At 63.4% G+C, this 17257-nt stretch carries 16 protein-coding genes; 12 read left to right on the top strand and 4 right to left on the bottom strand.

The genetic code is table 11. The annotated features are described in order from the left end of the window. Nucleotides 1–35: 35 nt before the first annotated feature. Nucleotides 36–266, top strand: a complete 231-nt coding sequence (locus tag BACI9J_RS21170) for a hypothetical protein (protein WP_159736098.1) — start codon at nt 36–38, stop codon at nt 264–266. Here BACI9J_RS21170 and BACI9J_RS21165 read toward each other — a convergent pair. Further along, entirely contained in the window at nt 258–1325 is a 1068-nt protein-coding gene (locus tag BACI9J_RS21165) for a diacylglycerol/lipid kinase family protein (RefSeq protein ID WP_159736097.1), read from the bottom strand. The genes BACI9J_RS21170 and BACI9J_RS21165 overlap by 9 nt on opposite strands. 113 nt (nt 1326–1438) lie before the next feature. Here BACI9J_RS21165 and serS point away from each other — a divergent pair, with 113 nt between their 5' ends. Together serS and BACI9J_RS21155 are read left to right on the top strand one after the other, a co-directional pair. Continuing rightward, nucleotides 1439–2719 carry a serine--tRNA ligase gene (serS, locus tag BACI9J_RS21160; RefSeq protein ID WP_159736096.1) on the top strand — a complete coding sequence of 427 codons (1281 nt, stop codon included), beginning with the start codon at nt 1439–1441 and terminating at the stop codon, nt 2717–2719. 164 nt (nt 2720–2883) lie between these two features. Then, complete coding sequence (locus tag BACI9J_RS21155; RefSeq protein ID WP_159736095.1) at nt 2884–3933, top strand: hypothetical protein; 1050 nt, start codon at nt 2884–2886, stop codon at nt 3931–3933. Between the two features lie 80 nt (nt 3934–4013). On the opposite strand, the gene BACI9J_RS21150 is transcribed toward BACI9J_RS21155, so the two are convergent. Further along, complete coding sequence (locus BACI9J_RS21150; protein ID WP_236558803.1) at nt 4014–4742, bottom strand: class I SAM-dependent methyltransferase; 729 nt, start codon at nt 4740–4742, stop codon at nt 4014–4016. Between the two features lie 244 nt (nt 4743–4986). On the opposite strand from BACI9J_RS21150, the gene helR reads away from it, so the two are divergent. Continuing rightward, entirely contained in the window at nt 4987–7230 is a 2244-nt protein-coding gene (gene helR, locus BACI9J_RS21145; protein WP_159736093.1) for an RNA polymerase recycling motor ATPase HelR, read from the top strand. 58 nt (nt 7231–7288) lie between these two features. After that, nucleotides 7289–8134: an HAD family hydrolase gene (locus BACI9J_RS21140; protein WP_159736092.1), complete on the top strand. Its 846-nt coding sequence runs from the start codon at nt 7289–7291 to the stop codon at nt 8132–8134. 181 nt (nt 8135–8315) lie between these two features. On the opposite strand, the gene BACI9J_RS21135 is transcribed toward BACI9J_RS21140, so the two are convergent. After that, nucleotides 8316–9056, bottom strand: a complete 741-nt coding sequence (locus BACI9J_RS21135) for a GAF and ANTAR domain-containing protein (RefSeq protein WP_159736091.1) — start codon at nt 9054–9056, stop codon at nt 8316–8318. Between the two features lie 140 nt (nt 9057–9196). Here BACI9J_RS21135 and BACI9J_RS21130 point away from each other — a divergent pair, with 140 nt between their 5' ends. Then, nucleotides 9197–9973 (top strand): sigma-70 family RNA polymerase sigma factor, encoded by a 777-nt coding sequence (locus BACI9J_RS21130; protein ID WP_159736090.1) that lies wholly within the window; start codon nt 9197–9199, stop codon nt 9971–9973. Between the two features lie 22 nt (nt 9974–9995). Here the strand turns inward: BACI9J_RS21130 and BACI9J_RS21125 are convergent, their stop codons facing one another. Further along, on the bottom strand, nt 9996–10958 hold the full coding sequence (locus BACI9J_RS21125) for a glycosyltransferase family 9 protein (RefSeq protein ID WP_159736089.1): 963 nt from the start codon (nt 10956–10958) through the stop codon (nt 9996–9998). 86 nt (nt 10959–11044) lie between these two features. Here BACI9J_RS21125 and BACI9J_RS21120 point away from each other — a divergent pair, with 86 nt between their 5' ends. From BACI9J_RS21120 to BACI9J_RS21095, 6 genes are read left to right on the top strand one after another with little or no spacing between them, the layout of a single operon-like run. Beyond that, entirely contained in the window at nt 11045–11623 is a 579-nt protein-coding gene (locus tag BACI9J_RS21120) for a D-glycero-alpha-D-manno-heptose-1,7-bisphosphate 7-phosphatase (protein ID WP_159736088.1), read from the top strand. Beyond that, nucleotides 11620–12708 carry a glycosyltransferase family 9 protein gene (locus BACI9J_RS21115; protein WP_159736087.1) on the top strand — a complete coding sequence of 363 codons (1089 nt, stop codon included), beginning with the start codon at nt 11620–11622 and terminating at the stop codon, nt 12706–12708. Before BACI9J_RS21120 ends, BACI9J_RS21115 begins: the two co-directional genes overlap by 4 nt. After that, a complete protein-coding gene (locus BACI9J_RS21110) occupies nt 12705–13808 on the top strand; it encodes a glycosyltransferase (protein ID WP_159736086.1) in 1104 nt (367 codons plus the stop codon). Before BACI9J_RS21115 ends, BACI9J_RS21110 begins: the two co-directional genes overlap by 4 nt. Then, nucleotides 13805–15073, top strand: coding sequence for a glycosyltransferase (locus BACI9J_RS21105; protein WP_159736085.1), 1269 nt, complete (start codon nt 13805–13807; stop codon nt 15071–15073). The genes BACI9J_RS21110 and BACI9J_RS21105 overlap by 4 nt, the downstream gene beginning before the upstream one ends. A 32-nt stretch (nt 15074–15105) precedes the next feature. Then, on the top strand, nt 15106–15798 hold the full coding sequence (locus tag BACI9J_RS21100) for a D-sedoheptulose-7-phosphate isomerase (RefSeq protein ID WP_442858664.1): 693 nt from the start codon (nt 15106–15108) through the stop codon (nt 15796–15798). Next, a complete protein-coding gene (locus BACI9J_RS21095) occupies nt 15795–17240 on the top strand; it encodes a PfkB family carbohydrate kinase (RefSeq protein ID WP_159736084.1) in 1446 nt (481 codons plus the stop codon). The genes BACI9J_RS21100 and BACI9J_RS21095 overlap by 4 nt, the downstream gene beginning before the upstream one ends. Nucleotides 17241–17257 lie beyond the last annotated feature (17 nt).

Here is a 17257-nt window from a genome sequence, read left to right as displayed (position 1 = left end):
AAACGATGGATGAATGCCAAATGAAAGGAGCGGTCATGTCTGTCCACCGGGATGACAAAGACGGCCAGGGCATGATCGTCAATCCGAAGCCCACAGGCGAGAACCAGGACGACTGGAATGGCGACGAAGCCGATCGAGCAGACCGGCTCCGCTTTGAAGAAGAGCAAGCAATGATCAAGGAGCAGGCAGAAGCCCGCGCCGCGGCCAAGGCGGCCACTGAGGAAGCCGAAAGGAACGCTGCCCAACCGGACGTCGGCTCAATTTAGACCGGTCAGGGCTTTCGGCACTCGTACCAGCAGGGAAGCCGGCTCCACTTGCACGGTGACGGTTGTCGCCTCGCCTGAGGGGTCGCCGTCGAGCTGGGTAGGCATGGGTTCCTGGCTACGGATGATGACCTTGCCGGAGCGGTAGAAACTCATCATCGGCAGGTTGGCGTTGTGCTTGAACAGAACCTTTGTGTACATGGCGAGCCAGCCGAAAGCGCTGCGCGGGCTCATCACCACAATGTCCAGCATTCCGTCGTCAATCATGGCTTGGGGGATGAAGTCGATCCCGCCGGGAATCAGGCCGCAGTTGGCAAACAGCACGCTCCGGATCTTCCGTGCTTGCTCCGGCTGGTCATCCATGGTGATGGTGACGCGTTTGCGCCGTCCAGGCAGGTGGCGGACGCCAGCCTCCGTGTAGGCGAGCCAGCCAACGCTTTTCTTCAGGTCTTCCTTGGTGTCGCCAAGAACCTCGGCGTCCAAGCCCATGCCTGCGATCACCAGGAATGTGTGCTCGGCGGACTCGCCTGTGATGTCGTTGTCCACGCCCATGGTGGCGGTATCGATGTAGCGCTGGTGCCCGAAGAGAGCCACTTGGATGCAGTCCGCCAGGTCCGTAACGTCCAGATCCACGTTGCGGGCCAGCAGGTTCCCGGTGCCCAGCGGGATGAGGCCCATGGCAACGTTCTTGTGCGCCAGCGACTCCGCCACAACGCGTACTGTGCCGTCGCCGCCGCACGCCAGAACGACGTCGGCTCCGTAGGCCAGCGCTTGGCGCGACTGACCGTAGCCGGGGTCCTCCACCGTGGTTTCAAAGAACTTGGGCGCGTCCCAACCGGCGAGGTCGCAGGCGTCAATGATGCCCTGGCGGGCCTCTTCGGCATTGTTTTTCACCGGGTTGAGGATGACCGCCACGCGCTGGTCCCCGGGGCCGGGCCTGTGTGCGTCCTCCCGGACAGCGCTCCTGATATGGCGGGCTTTCAATCGGCGCACACCCCACCAACTGGAGACGGCAAACGCCACGCCCCCAGCGAGAATCAGGTACAGGATCCAGTCGCTCATGGTGCTCCAACACTATCCTCCTGAGCAGTCCCATCTTTCCCCTGCGCCGGGGACGTACGGGCGCTGCCCGCTATGGGCCGGAAATCCGCGGCAGATTCGAATACTCTTGTCTGGTGATCGACGTAAAAGACCTCAGCGAAAATCCGGACAAGTTCCGTGCCAGCCAGCGCGCCCGTGGCGCCGACGAGTCCGTTGTGGACGCGATCATCTCCGCTGACTCCGATCGCCGCGCTGCCCTGATCCGGCACGAAACCCTCCGCGCCGAGCAGAACGCCTTCGGCAAGAAGGTGGCTCAGGCCAAGGGCGAGGAAAAGCAGGCCCTGCTGGCCGAGGTCAAGGAACTGGCCAACTCGGTGAAGGCCGCTTCTGCTGAAGCCACTGCCGCGCAAGCCAAGCAGGAAGAACTCCTCCGTGTCATCCCCAACCTGGTGGTGGATGGCGTCCCGGAGGGCGGCGAGGACGACTACGTTGTGGTCAAAACCGTGGGTACCCCGCGGGAATTCACGGACTTCGAGCCGAAGGATCACCTGGAAATCGGTGAACTGATTGGCGCGATCGACATGGAACGTGGCGCCAAGGTTTCCGGTTCACGCTTCTACTTCCTCCGCGGCGTTGGTGCCCGCCTGGAAATGGCGCTGCTGCAGATGGCCATGGAGCAGGCCATCGACGCCGGCTTCGTGCCCATGATCACCCCCACTTTGGTGCGCCCCGAGACCATGCAGGGCACCGGTTTTGATGTAAAGCACGACGCCGAGATCTACCGTCTCGCTGAAGATGACCTTTATCTTGTGGGAACCTCGGAGGTGGCCCTCGCCGGCTACCACGCCGACGAAATCCTGGATCTTTCCGCCGGCCCCATCCGGTACGCGGGCCAGAGTTCCTGTTACCGCCGCGAGGCTGGCTCCCACGGCAAGGACACCCGCGGCATCATCCGCGTGCACCAGTTCAACAAGGTTGAGATGTTTATCTACACCACCGTTGAGGAAGCAGCTGCAGAGCACGAGCGCCTGCTGGCCTGGGAAGAGGAAATGCTGGCCAAGTGCGAGCTTCCTTACCGCGTGATCGACACCGCTGCCGGTGACCTGGGCATGTCCGCGGCCCGCAAGTTCGACTGCGAAGCCTGGGTCCCCACCCAGAATGCGTACCGCGAGCTCACTTCCACGTCCAACTGCACCACGTTCCAGGCTCGTCGACTCAACATCCGGGAACGCGTCGTCAATGACGAAGGTGTTGCCAAGGGAACCCGCGCGGTTGCCACCCTGAACGGGACGCTGGCCACTACACGTTGGATCGTTGCCATCCTTGAGCACCACCAGAACCCGGACGGCTCAGTCAACGTTCCCAAGGCACTGCAGAAGTACCTTGGCGGGCTTGAGGTTCTGCCGGTTCTCTAGTTCTTTGACGGATCCCGTCCGCGTTCGTTTCGCCCGCCGTTGTACGGCTGGCGTGACGGACCAGGGCGGGATTTGTTGTTGTCACTTGTCCTCCACATCCGGGGTTGTGCACATAGGGGTAGTCCATGGCTGAATGATGGCTTGTGCCGGGGCAGAGTGGAGTGATGGACTTACCACCTGGCCTCATTGAAACCCCGGCTATTCTCCGTTCCGGGGGCCGGACGGATGCCATCCACAGCAGCTTCATGGCGGGCAAGCTGGTGAGGATTCGTCGCGGCTTCTATGTAGAGACATCCCGGTGGCTGGCGGCTCAGCCGTGGATCCGCTTCGCTTGGACGGTTGCTGCAGCTGCCCGCGCCATTCCAGGTCTTGTCCTCTGCCGTGAAACTGCTGCCTTCGCCATGGGTATACCCATCCTGCAGACCCCGTCCTATGTGGAATGCGTGGCTCAGAACCCAAGCCGCTCGGGACGTCGCAGGCCCACATTGTCCATAGTGAGTAAGGGCAGGGACAGCCAGTTTGTCCTTAAGGATCGGGGCTTCCCGCTGCGGTACCACCTGAGTCCTGAGGTCACCCCTGTACGGCTGGGAGAATTCATGGGTACGGGACTCTTGCAAACAGCCCTGGACGTAGCATTCTCATCGACGCTTAGCCAGTCCCTGGTGGTTGCGGACGGAGTAGCCCGGAAGCTCTGGAAGACAGGAATCCTGGCGCCGGAGTCGAGCCTTCTGGACTTGGACCGGGTTGCGGCGGCCGTCCAGGCACACCCGCATGCTGCAGCCAGGTATCGAGCAGAATTGGCGCTGACACTTGCGTCTCCCCTGGCTGAATCCGCCGGAGAGTCCTTCAGTAGAGCGGCTTTTCAATTTCTTGGCATCGAACAGCCGGAGCTACAGCACGATTTCAGCGATATGGACGGTTTCATTGGCCGGAGTGATTTCTGGTGGCCCGGGACGGAGGGTCGCAAGGGCGTTGTGGGGGAGTTCGATGGAAAAGCCAAGTACACCACGCTGGAGCTACGTAACGGTGCCACAGCTGACGAAACTGTGTACAACGAGAAGCTGCGGGAAGACCGGATTCGTGCCTTGGGTTTTGGGTTCGCACGATGGGGTTGGGCAGACGTGGAGAATCCAGAGAGGTTGCGCCGGAAACTGATCGGTGCGGGACTACTCCCGGGCGTCCGTGCAGGATTGCCGGCGGTGAGACGTGGATAGCGTTCAAACCCCCATTCGTTCGTCACGCTCGGCGTTGTGCGGCGGGGGATGCGAACTAGGGCGGGCTTGGTCCTGTCGAGCTACGCGGGCTTGTGGGCAATCACGATCAATTCGCCCTGCCCGCTTCCCACGTCCTGGCCGCGCCAGCCACCGTACAGGTGATCCACCGTGAAGCCAGCCCTTTCCAGATCCTGGCGTAACTGCTCTTCTCCGCGGAACGCAAGGACCGAGATCTCTGTTTCCTCGGTGCTCCCGTTCAGCATGCGGTGCTCCGTCAGGGCGACGAGGCCATCGGTTTCTACGGTGCTTTCCATCCAGGATTCCACCATGGAGCCGTCGGGAAGAGTGTGTACGCGCCGCGTCTCAGCCGGAGTCCAGTGTTCCCACGCCCGGGCAGCAGGGTCGCGGGAATCGAAGACCAAGCTACCTCCGGGGACCAGTGCGCGATGGATGTCGGCAAGCGTTCGGGACCAGTCGCCGTCGTCGTTAATCGCTTGAGCTACGTGCGCAGTCATGATGGCCACGTCAAACATGGCGTCGTGGGGAATCGCAGCCGACGTCCCGTTAATCCATGTGACGCTTTCAGCGCCGGGCTTCCTTCCGGCCGCTGCAATTGAGTCGGGGTTTGGGTCTATGCCAATAACGGCGTGGCCATCAGCAGCAACCGCCAGGGTCATCCGCCCAGTGCCGCAACCAAGGTCCAACACCCGGCGATTCGGCCGCCGGTTGACGAAAGCCAGAAAGAAGTCGTCATCCTCGGCCCACTGATTCCCTGCGTCGTAGAGTGCCGACAATTGAGCTGCGGTCATTGGCGAAGGCATCCGCCTACCCTAACGCGCACCAGTCAAATCGCTCTCGTTCGTCACGCCCGGCGTTGTGCGGCGGGGGATTCGGACAAGGGCGGGAGGTGTGCAGAAACGGGCACAAAAAAGGAAGGGAATTATCCCTTCCATATTCAATTTATAACCCACATGGGGGCTTGCGGCAAGGCCCCCTCCGTGCCGAACAATTGATCCACGAACCCCCGCCACCCAAAGAAAAGGGACTCGTGTGATGCCCAAATTCAGTTCATCAGAAACCAGTGCTTTCGCATTGCCTGAGCACCTTGCCCGAAAGGCCGATCCGAAGCTGATCAGCGCCGACGAGCAGCAATTCGAAGCCATTCAAACCAGCCTGACGGAACAAATCGAGGAGTTATCCGCACGCCTTGATGCCACGCGGAAGCAGCCCGGCGGGCGAGGACAGGCGGCCTTGGACCGGGATCAGGAAATTCACCGGATCACCGCGAGACTGCGTGCTCTGAGGCGCTTCGGCCTGGACGTTTGCTTGGGCAGGATGGTCTCCGCGGACAGCTCGGAACCGGTGTACGTGGGCAGGCTCGGATTGACCGACAGCGCAGGCCGGCGGCTTCTGATCGATTGGCGCTCGCCCGCCGCCGAGCCCTTCTTCGGGGCAACCCACGCCAACCCGATGGGCTTGGTGAGCCGTCGCAGGTACAGGTGGACGCGGAGCGCGGGAGGGGATAGCCGGATCAGCGACTATTGGGACGAGGTTTTCACTCCCGAGGCCCTCGAAAGCAACGCTGCCCTGGATGACCAATCCGCTTTCATCGCCAGTTTGGGCAGCAGCCGCTCGCCTCGGATGCGGGACGTGTTGGGGACCATCCAAGCTGACCAGGACCAGATCATCCGTGCAGGCTCCCGTGGTGCTTTAGTGGTGGATGGCGGTCCGGGCACCGGAAAGACCGTGGTGGCGTTGCACCGAACGGCCTACCTCCTCTACTCGGACCCCCGGCTGAATCATCGCGGCAACCACCGTAGAAGCGATGTCCTGTTCGTCGGTCCGCATCAGCCCTATCTTGCTTACGTGGCTGATGTCCTTCCTAGCTTGGGTGAAGAAGGGGTGCAGACGTGCACGTTGAGGGACCTGGTCCCCGAGGGTGCCACGGCCGTCGTCGAGCCTGATTCCGAAGTGGCCCGGCTGAAGTCCTCAGTGGGGATGGTGAAAGCAATTGAGTCAGCGGTGAAGTTCTACGAGGCGCCCCCCACTGAAGGCCTGGAAGTTGAGACGCCCTACGCCGACCTTTGGCTCAGCAGCGAGGACTGGGCTGAGGCCTTCGACGCCGCGGAACCCGGCACCCCGCACAACGAGGCCCGCGATGACGTGTGGGAGGCTCTACTCGCCATCCTCGTTGACAAGATGGAAGAACAGGACATAGCGGAGAGTCTGCTTCGCCGCTCGGTTACCCATAACGCGGAACTGCGGACAGCATTCACCAAGGCGTGGCCCCTCCTGGAGTACCCGGCATTGGTAGCGGACTTGTGGCGGGTACCGGCTTACTTGAAGTTGTGCGCGCCATGGTTGCAGCCCGCTGAAGCAGCAACGCTTCAGCGCGAAAACCCCGAGGCATGGACGACGGCGGATCTGCCGCTCTTGGACGCAGCCCGCCAACGTCTGGGAGACCCTGAAGCTTCACGACGCAGGAGGGAACGGATAGCGACGCTGGCCGCTGAACGGGATCTCATGGACCGGGTGGTGGATGACCTGATAGCAGCTGACGACTCTGAAAACCTGGAGATGTACATGCTCCGGGGTGACGACATGCGGGAGAAGCTCGTGGATGGGGACGCACTGCCTGCAGCTGACCCGGATGTTCTCGCGGGCCCCTTCGCGCATGTCGTGGTGGACGAAGCACAGGAGTTGACGGACGCCGAGTGGCGGATGCTGTTGCTGCGTTGTCCCTCGCGGAGTTTCACGGTGGTGGGGGACAGGGCCCAAGCCAGGCACGGCTTCACGGAATCATGGGAAGAACGCCTGGAACGTGTGGGCCTTGGCGCCGCCACCGTCGCCGGTCTGAGCATCAACTACCGCACGCCGGAAGAGGTCATGGCCGCAGCTGAACCGGTGATCCGCCAAGCACTCCCAGACGCCAATGTGCCTACCTCGGTCCGTAGCAGTGGCATCCCGGTGGTCCACGGTGAAACCACGCAGCTCAGCACTATTTTGGATAACTGGCAGGAGAGCAACCCTGAGGGCGTCGCCTGTGTCATTAGCAGTCCAGAAGCCATCGCCAGGACTCAACAGGAGCGCGTCAGCTGGCTCACTCCTGAACTGGCAAAGGGCCTGGAGTTCGACCTCGTGGTCCTCATTGATCCGGAGGAGTTCGGCGCGGGCATTGAGGGCGCCGTAGACCGATACGTGGCCATGACCCGGGCCACCCAGCAACTGGTGATCCTTCGGAGTACCCCGGAATCGGTCAGCGATCAGCCACTTCAGCCACTATTCACCGCCCGTTAATCCACAGCTGTGGCGCCGGTCCTAGTTCAGTGTCGGAGGTTTCTGCTCTACTGTAAGCATGACTATTTTGACTGATACTCCAGTTGCTGGCATCGATGACCAGCCAAATAACAACAACAAGTACATGGTCGCATTGGACGTAGACGGCACACTCGTGGACCACGACGGCCACATGTCAGAGGCAGTTCGCTCCGCCGCCCAGGCAGTGGTTTCAAGCGGCCACGACGTCATGATCGCCACCGGCCGCTCGCTCAACGCGACGCTTCCCATCATCCAGAAGATCGGCCTCGAGCGAGGATACGCCGTCTGCTGCAATGGCGGCGTGACCCTCCGCCTGGACCCGTCGTTGGACAAGGGTTACGAGATCATCCACAAGGCAACCTTCGATCCTGCTCCGGCTTTGAACGCCTTGCGGGAACGGCTGCCCAACGCAAAGTACGCGCTTGAGGACGAGGACGGAAACTTCCTCTCCACGGAGCGTTTCCAGGACGCCAGTTTCGGCGTGGAGTCCATCGGCGTGGACTTCCAGACCATGTTGGACGCCACTGCTGTTCGCGTTGTGGTCTTCAGCAGCGAGAACACATCGGAGGAGTTCAACGAGGCCATCCGGCACATTGGTCTTTCCGGCGTGACGTACTCGGTGGGATGGACTGCCTGGCTGGATATCGCTGCCGAAGGCGTCACCAAGGCCAGCGCCTTGGAGGTTCTGCGACACAAGCTCGGCACGGATCAGGCCAACACGGTTGCTGTGGGTGATGGCCGCAATGACATCGAGATGCTGACGTGGGCCGGCCGCGGCGTCGCCATGGGTCAGGCTCCGGACGAGGTAATCGCCGTTTCGGATGAGGTCACCGCGTCAGTGCTCGACGACGGCGCGGCGCAGGTTTTGCGCAGCCTCCTGTAACTGCCGCTCGTCTTAGCCGGGCGAACCGCTGCGGCGAATCCACCTCTTGTTCGCCACCCCTACCGCCGAGCGGCGGGGGTATCGAACAAGTGCGGGATTCGTGGTCACCTTCACGGCCATGGGCGCCATTATCGGCGCGGTGCAGGGCTAGCAGCAGGGCTGCCGCCTCAAAAGCAGCAAGCTACTTGAAGTACGTTTGCACCGGCCCTCCACCTGCGGATTCAACAATGGCCTGCGCCACCACCCGGAGCTTGACGTTCCGGTTGCTGGAGGCCTTCTTGATCAGGTCCATGGCCTCCTGTTGGGTGCACCGGTTTTGGGCGATGATGATGCCCGTTGCCACGTCGATCACAGTCCGGGATTCCATGGCTGCCCGGAGGTTGGTGGCGGTCTGGCTGTGCTCTGCGATCAGCACGGCCAAGCGCAGGCCTTTGGAGGCTTGCTGTACGTAGTCGTTGACGCGTTGTACAGCGGCTTGGTCGAAGGCGTTTGTGTGTTCGGAGTAGAGGTTCAGGCCCGCCCTGGCCGAGTCCTCACTAAGCGGGAATGGGACGGCCAGTACAGACCGGATGCCGTGTTCTGTGACCAGCTTGTTGTACTCCGGCCAGGTGTTGTCTTTGGCGAAATCCGGTATGTGCACTTGGGTGATTTCACGGCAGGCTCGGAGGCATGGCCCGTCGGCGAAGTTGTACTGCAATTCATCCAGCATCCGGGCGCGCTCACCGCTGCTTGCCACCGTCCCTGCAGAGCGATGGCGCATCAGGGTGATTCCGCAGTAGACCTCGTTTCCGGGCGTACTGAACATGCTGGCTGAGTGTCTTGCCAGCTCTTCCAAGAACGCTTCGACGTCCGGAGTGTCGAGCAGCAGATCTTGGATATCGGCCACCACAGTAGTGGGCTCGGCGAGTTGCGGGTCTTCCATGAGGATCTCCGATCCCTGATTTGGCTTCCTTTCGAGACTAACCCCGAGCACCCGTTGAAAGCTAATAGTAAGTGTGCTTCTCTTTTTAAGGAGTCTTGCCGTGGGCTCACCCTCACCAGCCGGTTAAGGATTGAAGCCCCATGCGTCAAACCCAACCCCTCACCGTCCAGACCAGGACTCCTGCCTGCAAGCCCGAAGGCAGCATCCGTCAGAGCTTCCAGGACAGCCTGGTCCTGGATCACCTCAATCTGGCCAAATCCATTGCCGCCAGATACTCCGCCCACACACACGATCTCGACGACGTCAGGCAGGTCGCGTACATGGGCCTCATCAAGGCCTCACGCGGCTACGACGAGTCCAAAGGCGTGAGCTTCCCCGCCTACGCCGCCCCCACCATCGCCGGGGAGGTCAAACGCTACCTCCGCGACCATTGCTGGGTGGTGCGGCCTCCACGGACCATCCAGGATGTACGCCGCCAAGTGCTGGCCCGGACAGAGGAATTGACCCAAACCCTGCAACGTACCCCCTCTCCGGAGGAGGTAGCGGAAGATCTGCAGCTGGAGCCGTGCCAGGTCCGCGAAGCGCTGATGGCCGGAACCAGCAAACGCCCGGACTCACTGGATGCCCCGGCGTCCGAGGGGCGCGACGGTCTCCAAGGTTCACTTTCTGCTTTCGGATGCCCCACAGACCGGCTCGAGGACGTGCTGGCTCTGCGCAACGCCATCCGCGGCCTCAGTGCAGAGGACCGTCACCTGCTGTACCGCCGCTATTACCGGGAGGAAACGCAATCCACCATTGCCGAGGCCCTGGGAATGTCGCAGATGCAGGTCTCCCGCAAACTTTCCAAGATCCTGGTGTCCCTGCAGACGCAACTGTTGGACGAAGAAGCCCAACTGCAGGACGGAACAGCCCCCTAACCGGCGCCAACCCAGGGACGAATCAGCAGCCCAACCTCTCCACGGCGTCCAAAACGTCGCGGACGCTGACGGCCAAGAGAGCCGGATCAGGATCGGCGGAAAACACATCACCACGGCGGAGTTCGACGGCGGTCAGCACCACGTGCGGTCCCGGCGGCGGTCCCCATTCTTCCGCCGGTGCAGGGCCAAAGAGCACGACTGAGGGTCGGTCATATGCGGACGCGAGATGCGCTGCACCGGTATCGGCGGAGACCACCAGCCTGGCTTCTGCGATGGTGGCCGCGAACTCAGCGAGACTTTGCTGCCCGGCCAGCAGTCCGTCGTCGAGGTTTGCTCCCTTGAGCTTCGCCAAGGCGGCCGTCTCCTCCGCCCGGGCGCGCTCGGATGTGCCACCCGTCAGAACTACCTCGTGCCCGGCTTCGGTGAGTTCCACGGCAACCTCAGCGAACCGCTCCACCGGCCACAGCCTGCTGCCGTAGGCCGCGCCGACATGCACAACGGTTGCACCGGGACGCGGCGACGGAACGGAGGGACGGTTCAGCCGGTAGTCCAGGGGATCGGCCTCAATACCGTGCCAGTTGAGCAACCGCGTCCAGCGCTCGCGTTCGGGGATGCCTGTCACCCATTCAGGCCCGTCAGTGCCGTTGGAGGCATGTGCCACCACCCGGTTGGCCTGGAGTTCTTCAATCCTCAAACGGCTTTCAGCGCCATTCCCGTGAAGGTTGACAGCGATATCCACGGCACCCCGAGGGGCTGTCAGCGGGTCATCGAGCCCGGGCGTGGGCAGGTGGTGAATGCCGCCCACCAACTCCAAAGCCTCAGCAATCCAGGCAGGTGCGGCGTACAAAATTCGATGCTCAGGGAACGCCTTGCGCAAGCCCCGGAGCGCAGGGACGGCAACCAGCAGATCGCCCAATTTAAGGGCGCGCAGGGCAAGCAGCAGGGGCTGATCGTTGTTCTCATAACTGTCCAAAGCTGTGTCCAAGGTGACCTCCCGCTAGGAGTCTAGCGGGAGGAAACTTCTCAGGGCCGCATTGTTTAGCGCCGGGAGAACTGGGGAACGTTGCGGGTATGGGAGGAACCGTAACGTTGAAGGCGGTCCTGTTTGACCGCGATGGAACGCTGATCGTTGACGTGCCATATAACGGCGATCCGCAGCTGGTGCGACCCATGGGCGGTGCTCTTGAAGCACTGCGAAAAGTGCGTCGCGCAGGACTGGCCACGGGAGTGGTGACCAATCAGTCAGGCGTGGCGCGTGGGCTGTTGACGTTGGAGCAGATGCACTCCGTCAACCAGCGGGTGGATCAGCTGCTGGGGCCGTTCGACGTGTGGGAAGTGTGCCCGCATGGACCGGAGGACGCCTGCGACTGCCGGAAACCTGCACCGGGAATGATCCTGGGAGCGTGCAGCACCTTGGGGATCAACCCTGAGGAAGTCGCCTTCATTGGGGACATCGGTGCTGACATGGAGGCCGCCGCTGCTGCAGGTGCCCGGGCTGTGCTGGTGCCCACCGAAATCACCCGGCGCGAAGAGATCGAGGCTGCCGGCAATGTTGCCGAAGACCTGCACCATGCCGTGGAGCTTCTGCTCTCCGGAGCTCTGGAGCATACAACGGACCGGGCTTTGCACGAACAGGATGCGCCTGTATGAGCCGCGTCCTGGTAGCCCGCTTGGACAGTATGGGAGACGTCCTCCTGTCAGGACCTGCCCTGCGCGCCGTGGCAAACGGAAGCCGCCCTGATGGCAGCCGACCCAATGATGTGGTGCTGCTGTGCGGTCCCGAGGGATCCAGTGCGGCGGAAATGCTGCCCGGAGTGACGCAGGTGCACACTTGGGCGTGCCCCTGGATTGTGAACCCGGCGCCTCCCGTCACGGATGAAATGACCCGCGGGCTGATCGACTTTGTCCGTAGTTCGCGGATCCAGGAAGCCGTCATCCTCACCTCTTTCCACCAGTCCCCGCTTCCGCTGGCAATGCTCCTCCGTTTGGCCGGCGTCAAGAAAATCACGGGAGCATCAACGGACTACGCCGGCTCCCTTCTGGACGTCCGGCTCAAACCGGGAGAAGACTTCCCGGAGGACCAACCGGAAACGGTCCGGGCGCTCACCATCGCAGAGGCCGGCGGCTATGTGCTGCCCAACGGCGACGACGGGAAGCTCCGCATCACTTCCGGCCCGGACCCTGAAGGGGTGGCCGACGAACTGGCTGATGAGGGGCCATACATTGTGGTCCACCCGGGATCTGCTGCCCCGGCCAGGGCATGGCCCGCATTGCACCACGCAGCAACAGTGGAACTTTTGGAGGCTTACGGGCACCGGGTAGTGGTAACAGGCGGTCCGGGTGAAACCTCGCTCACGGCGACGGTGGCCGGCCCTTCCGCCCGGAACCTCGGGGGCGGAACCAACCTCCGCACGCTCGCAGCGGTACTGGCGGGAGCCGCCGTCGTGGTCACCGGCAATACCGGTCCTGCCCATCTGGCGGCAGCTGTTGGAACGCCAGTGGTGTGCCTGTTCGCCCCGGTGGTTCCGGCGATTCGATGGGCTCCCTACGGTGTTCCGCTGGAACTACTGGGAGATCAAGAGGCGGCCTGCAAGAACTCCCGGGCCCGTGTTTGCCCGGTCCCCGGCCATCCCTGCCTGAGTTCGGTAACTCCGGAGCAGGTTGTGGAAGCTGTTGAAAGGCTCTTGGGGGGCGTGTCCTCCCTGTCCACCCGACGAAAGGTTTGGAAACCATGAGGATCCTGGTGTGGCACGTCCACGGCGGATGGATGGAGGCATTCGTCCGCGGCCAGCACGAGTACCTGCTGCCGAAATCGGCCGACGGCGGTGCGTGGGGTTTGGGGCGCGGTGGCCGTGAGTGGCCTGCCGCGGCGCAGGAAGTGGACTTGGAAACCCTGGACCCGGCCAGCGTGGACGCTGTTGTCCTTCAGAGACCTGAAGAAATCGCTGCAGTGGCCCGCTCACTCGGACGCCGCCCGGGCGTTGACCTCCCCGCCGTGTACCTCGAACACAACACCCCCAAGGGTGACGTCCCCTTCACGTTGCACCCGTTGGCGGACCAGAGCACCATTCCCGTGGTCCACGTGACCCACTTCAACCAGCTCTTCTGGGACACCGGCACGGCAACCACCACGGTGATCGAACACGGCATTCCCGACCCGGGACGCCTGTACACCGGTGAGCGGGAAGAGATGGGCGTAGTGGTTAACGAACCTGTCCGGCGTGGACGGGTCACAGGAACCGATCTCCTGCCCGGATTCGCAGGGGTAGGGCCGCTGCGGGTCTTCGGCATGGGGACGGAGGCTTTGCCGGAAGCGCTGAACCTCAAGGGGTTCGGCCTCAGCGAGGAACGCCTCCGCATTGCCGGCGATGTTCCCGCTCCCAAACTTCACCAGGAACTTGCCCGCTGCCGGCTGTACCTCCACCCGCTCCGCTGGACCTCCCTGGGGTTGGCACTGCTGGAAGCAATGCACCTTGGCATGCCCGTCCTGGCACTGGCCACCACCGAGGCGAGCCGCGCCATTCCGCACGGCGCAGGCCTGGTCTCCAACGACGTCGACGATCTCCAACGGTTCGCCCGGCGGCTGCTGGATGACCCCGACGACGCCTATGCCATGGGCATGGTGGCCCGCGAAGCCGCGCTGCAGCGCTACGGTCTGGACAAGTTTCTTCGGGCCTGGGACGAACTCCTGGCCGAACTCCCTGAAGGCACCCGCCGGGGAAGCCGCCCGCAACCCGGAATGGCCAACGCCCGGCAAGAGGGCAACGCCCGGCAAGAGGGCAACGCCCGCCATGACACCAACGCCCGCCATGACACAGAGAGGACGCACCCATGAAAATCTCCATGGTCTCCGAGCACGCCAGTCCGCTGGCCGCCTTGGGAGGCGTTGACGCCGGAGGGCAAAACGTCCATGTTGCCGCGCTTTCGTCGGCCCTGGCAGATCGCGGCCATCAGGTCACTGTGTACACGCGGCGTGATGACCCCGATCTGCCAAGGCACGTGCGCGTTGGCCCCGGCCTCACCGTAGTTAATGTGGATGCCGGTCCCGCGCGCCGCATTCCCAAGGACGATCTCCTGCCTTACATGGGAGAGCTGGCCGACGGGATCTGCGAAGACTGGGACGGCGACGTGCCGGACGTGATGCACGCTCACTTTTGGATGTCCGGACTCGCTGCCATCCAGGCGTCCCGCCGGGCAGGAGCCGCCGATCCCGTTCCCGTGGTGCAAACGTTCCACGCCCTGGGCTCGGTGAAACGCAGGCACCAAGGCGCTGCTGACACCAGCCCGCCGGCCCGGGAGTGGCTGGAACCGTGGGTAGGACGCACTGCCGACTGGGTTATTGCCACCTGCCCGGACGAGGTCTTTGAACTCAAAGCCCTTGGGATCAGCCGGTCCAAAATCTCCATTGCACCCTGTGGAGTGGATCTGACCTTGTTCCCTGGAACGTCCGACGCCGAACCCAAGACCCGCACGCACCGGATCCTGAGCGTGGGACGCCTTGTGCAACGAAAGGGCGTGGACCTCATTATTCAGGCCCTGCCCCTGCTGGCAGAGGCGGGCTTCAACGACGTCGAACTCCTCATAGTTGGCGGTTCCGGCGATGCCCTCAACCTTGAGGAAGATCCCGAAGCGCAGCGTCTTAGAGTCATGGCCAAGGAACTTGGCGTGGAGGACAAGGTGACCATGCGCGGGCAGGTCCCGCGTGATGTCATGCCGGCATATTTCCGCAGTGCCGACGCCGTGGTGTGCACGCCCTGGTACGAGCCGTTCGGCATTGTGCCCCTTGAAGCCATGGCGTGCGGGGTCCCGGTGGTGGCCGCAGCCGTGGGTGGGCTCAGGGAAACCGTGGTGGATCAGAAAACCGGGCTGCATGTCCCGCCTCGTGATCCTGGAGCGCTGGCCGAGGCGCTTGGAAAGCTGCTGGCGGATCCGGATCTTCGCGCTGACATGGGCCGCGCAGGAGCACGCCGGGCACGATCCCGCTACTCCTGGGAACGCATAGCAGCGGATACCGAGAAAGCGTACCGATCCGTTCTGGCGGCCGGGCTGTCCCGGCAGGCAGGCGAACGTCTGGAACCACTGGAAGGAACAGCACTGTGAACATCAAAGGCTCTGTAACTACCAAAGGCGCTGTGACTATCCGAACCACCACCCAAACCAACGCCCCTTCCGCTGTTCCGGACACCCTCCCGGCGCGGTGGACCCCGGATCCCGGCGATTCCAATCACACCGCAGAGGTCACCAAACACCTGGACAACGTGCTGCCGGCGCTGGACTCCCTGCGCTCGCAGTCCGGCCTTTTGTCCGAGTGGGGAACCGTCCTGGCCAAGCGTCTGCTGTCCGGGCAACGTTTGCTGGCAGCGGGCAACGGCGGCTCCGCGGCTGAGGCGCAGCACTTCACCGCCGAACTGGTGGGCAGGTTCGATGAGGAGCGCGCCCCCTTTTCCGCCATCTCACTTCATGCAGAGTCCTCCGCCGTGACCGCACTCTCCAATGACTACGGCTACGAGGAAGTCTTCGCACGCCAGGTCAGGGCCCACGGCCGTGCCGGGGACGTTCTCATCCTCCTCTCCACCAGCGGCCGCAGCCCCAACCTGCTCAAAGCGGTGCGGGCAGCCAAGGAACGTGGCATCACCACCTGGGCACTCACCGGCACCGGGCCCAACCCGCTGGCCGACGCCTGCGATCAAGCCATCACCGTTGACGCCATCTCCGCCAATGCCCAGGAAGGCCACCTCATCGCCATCCACGCCGTGTGCCGGGCCTTTGATGCCGAGGTAGCCCGGCGGGCCGGCTCAAACTCTTTCGGAGGCGGGCAACCATGAGGATCACAGTAGTGGGGGACGTCCTCCTGGACGTAGACATCAACGGGGCCGCCACCCGGCTCAGCCCCGACGCTCCGGTGCCCGTGGTGGACGTCGCCGACATCCGGCGTCGTGCAGGTGGCGCTGGACTCGTGGCTACCGTGCTCGCGCAGGACGGTCACGACGTCGCGCTGGTCACCGCCCTCTCGGACGACGACGGCGCCAGCCACCTCAGGCGCGCGCTGACCGGTGTGGCCGTGCTTGCGGGAGCCCCGCTGGCCCCCACGCCTACCAAGACCCGCGTGCGGATCGGGACACATCCCATGGTCAGGTTCGACGAAGGCTGCGCACCCGCCCCCGTTCCTGCCAGTACCGAGCAAATGCTCGCAGCCATTGCCTCGTCCGACGCCATTGTGGTGGCCGACTACGGCCGGGGAATCACCGCCAACACAGACATCCGTGACGCCATTGCCCGCGCAGCCAGGCGCGTCCCCGTGGTGTGGGACCCGCATCCTGCCGGTTCCCAACCTGTGGAGGGGGTGGCCGTAGTAACGCCCAATCTCGCCGAGGCCCTGGCCTCCGCGAAAGCGGGTGGCTTGGAGCCGTCCCGTACAGGTGCCGAAGAAGCCGGCCGGTACTTGCTGGAAAAGTGGGGAAGCGACGCCGTTCTGGTCACCAGGGGTGAAGACGGAGCACTCCTGCTGTCAGCCGGGGAAGCAGTGCAGGGCATCCCCGCCCCCAAGACTAACGTCAGTGATCCCTGCGGAGCCGGGGACCGACTGGCCGGAAGCCTTGCCCTGCACTTGGGCCTGGGGCTTGACCTCGCGCAGGCCGCCTCCAAGGCGGTGGAGGACGCGTCGGCATTCCTTGCCGCGGGCGGAGCGGCATCGCTGGCGGTGGCGGCCGAAGCGCAGGAGCCCCGCCCCGAAGTCGAGCCCCGCCCCGAAGTCGAACCCCGCCCCGTCGTCGAACTTAAAGGCCTGGAACTCGTCGACCCGGGTGAGTTGGAACCCGACGGCGTCAGTCTGGCTCATGCGGTCCGGGCCAGGGGAGGAACGGTGGTGGCCACCGGCGGCTGCTTCGATCTCCTCCACGCAGGCCATGCGCGGACTTTGGCCGCCGCGCGCAGTATGGGCGATTGCCTGATTGTGTGCCTGAATTCCGATGAATCCGTCAGGCGGCTCAAGGGCGTTCACCGGCCGATCGTCAGCGTTGAAGACCGTGCCGAGTTACTGCTGGCACTCGAATGCGTGGACGCCGTGGTGGTCTTTGGAGAGGACACTCCCGAGGCCTGCCTGAGAGAAATCAGGCCCGATATTTGGGTCAAGGGTGGCGACTACACCCCCGAAGAATTGCCGGAAGCCCGCCTGGTGGCGGGTTGGGGAGGGCGCTGCGTCACTGTGCCCTTCCATCCGGCACGCTCCACCAGCGGCCTGGCTGCAGCACTGGCCAAGGTCAGCTGAACAAGTAAACATCAACC

The sequence above is a fragment of the Arthrobacter sp. 9V genome (assembly GCF_902506065.1).
Classification (GTDB): domain Bacteria; phylum Actinomycetota; class Actinomycetes; order Actinomycetales; family Micrococcaceae; genus Arthrobacter.
The sequence above is the reverse complement of the archived record's forward strand: the minus strand, read 5'-3'. Positions and strand labels throughout refer to the sequence as shown.

What these genes read in the sequence shown, in the direction of transcription:
- BACI9J_RS21170 (WP_159736098.1), top strand. Translation starts at nt 36, where the DNA reads ATGTCTGTCCACCGGGATGACAAAGACGGCCAGGGCATGATCGTCAAT.
- BACI9J_RS21165 (WP_159736097.1), bottom strand. Translation starts at nt 1,325, where the DNA reads ATGAGCGACTGGATCCTGTACCTGATTCTCGCTGGGGGCGTGGCGTTT.
- BACI9J_RS21155 (WP_159736095.1), top strand. Translation starts at nt 2,884, where the DNA reads ATGGACTTACCACCTGGCCTCATTGAAACCCCGGCTATTCTCCGTTCC.
- BACI9J_RS21150 (WP_236558803.1), bottom strand. Translation starts at nt 4,742, where the DNA reads ATGACCGCAGCTCAATTGTCGGCACTCTACGACGCAGGGAATCAGTGG.
- helR (WP_159736093.1), top strand. Translation starts at nt 4,987, where the DNA reads ATGCCCAAATTCAGTTCATCAGAAACCAGTGCTTTCGCATTGCCTGAG.
- BACI9J_RS21140 (WP_159736092.1), top strand. Translation starts at nt 7,289, where the DNA reads ATGACTATTTTGACTGATACTCCAGTTGCTGGCATCGATGACCAGCCA.
- BACI9J_RS21135 (WP_159736091.1), bottom strand. Translation starts at nt 9,056, where the DNA reads ATGGAAGACCCGCAACTCGCCGAGCCCACTACTGTGGTGGCCGATATC.
- BACI9J_RS21130 (WP_159736090.1), top strand. Translation starts at nt 9,197, where the DNA reads ATGCGTCAAACCCAACCCCTCACCGTCCAGACCAGGACTCCTGCCTGC.
- BACI9J_RS21120 (WP_159736088.1), top strand. Translation starts at nt 11,045, where the DNA reads ATGGGAGGAACCGTAACGTTGAAGGCGGTCCTGTTTGACCGCGATGGA.
- BACI9J_RS21115 (WP_159736087.1), top strand. Translation starts at nt 11,620, where the DNA reads ATGAGCCGCGTCCTGGTAGCCCGCTTGGACAGTATGGGAGACGTCCTC.
- BACI9J_RS21110 (WP_159736086.1), top strand. Translation starts at nt 12,705, where the DNA reads ATGAGGATCCTGGTGTGGCACGTCCACGGCGGATGGATGGAGGCATTC.
- BACI9J_RS21105 (WP_159736085.1), top strand. Translation starts at nt 13,805, where the DNA reads ATGAAAATCTCCATGGTCTCCGAGCACGCCAGTCCGCTGGCCGCCTTG.
- BACI9J_RS21095 (WP_159736084.1), top strand. Translation starts at nt 15,795, where the DNA reads ATGAGGATCACAGTAGTGGGGGACGTCCTCCTGGACGTAGACATCAAC.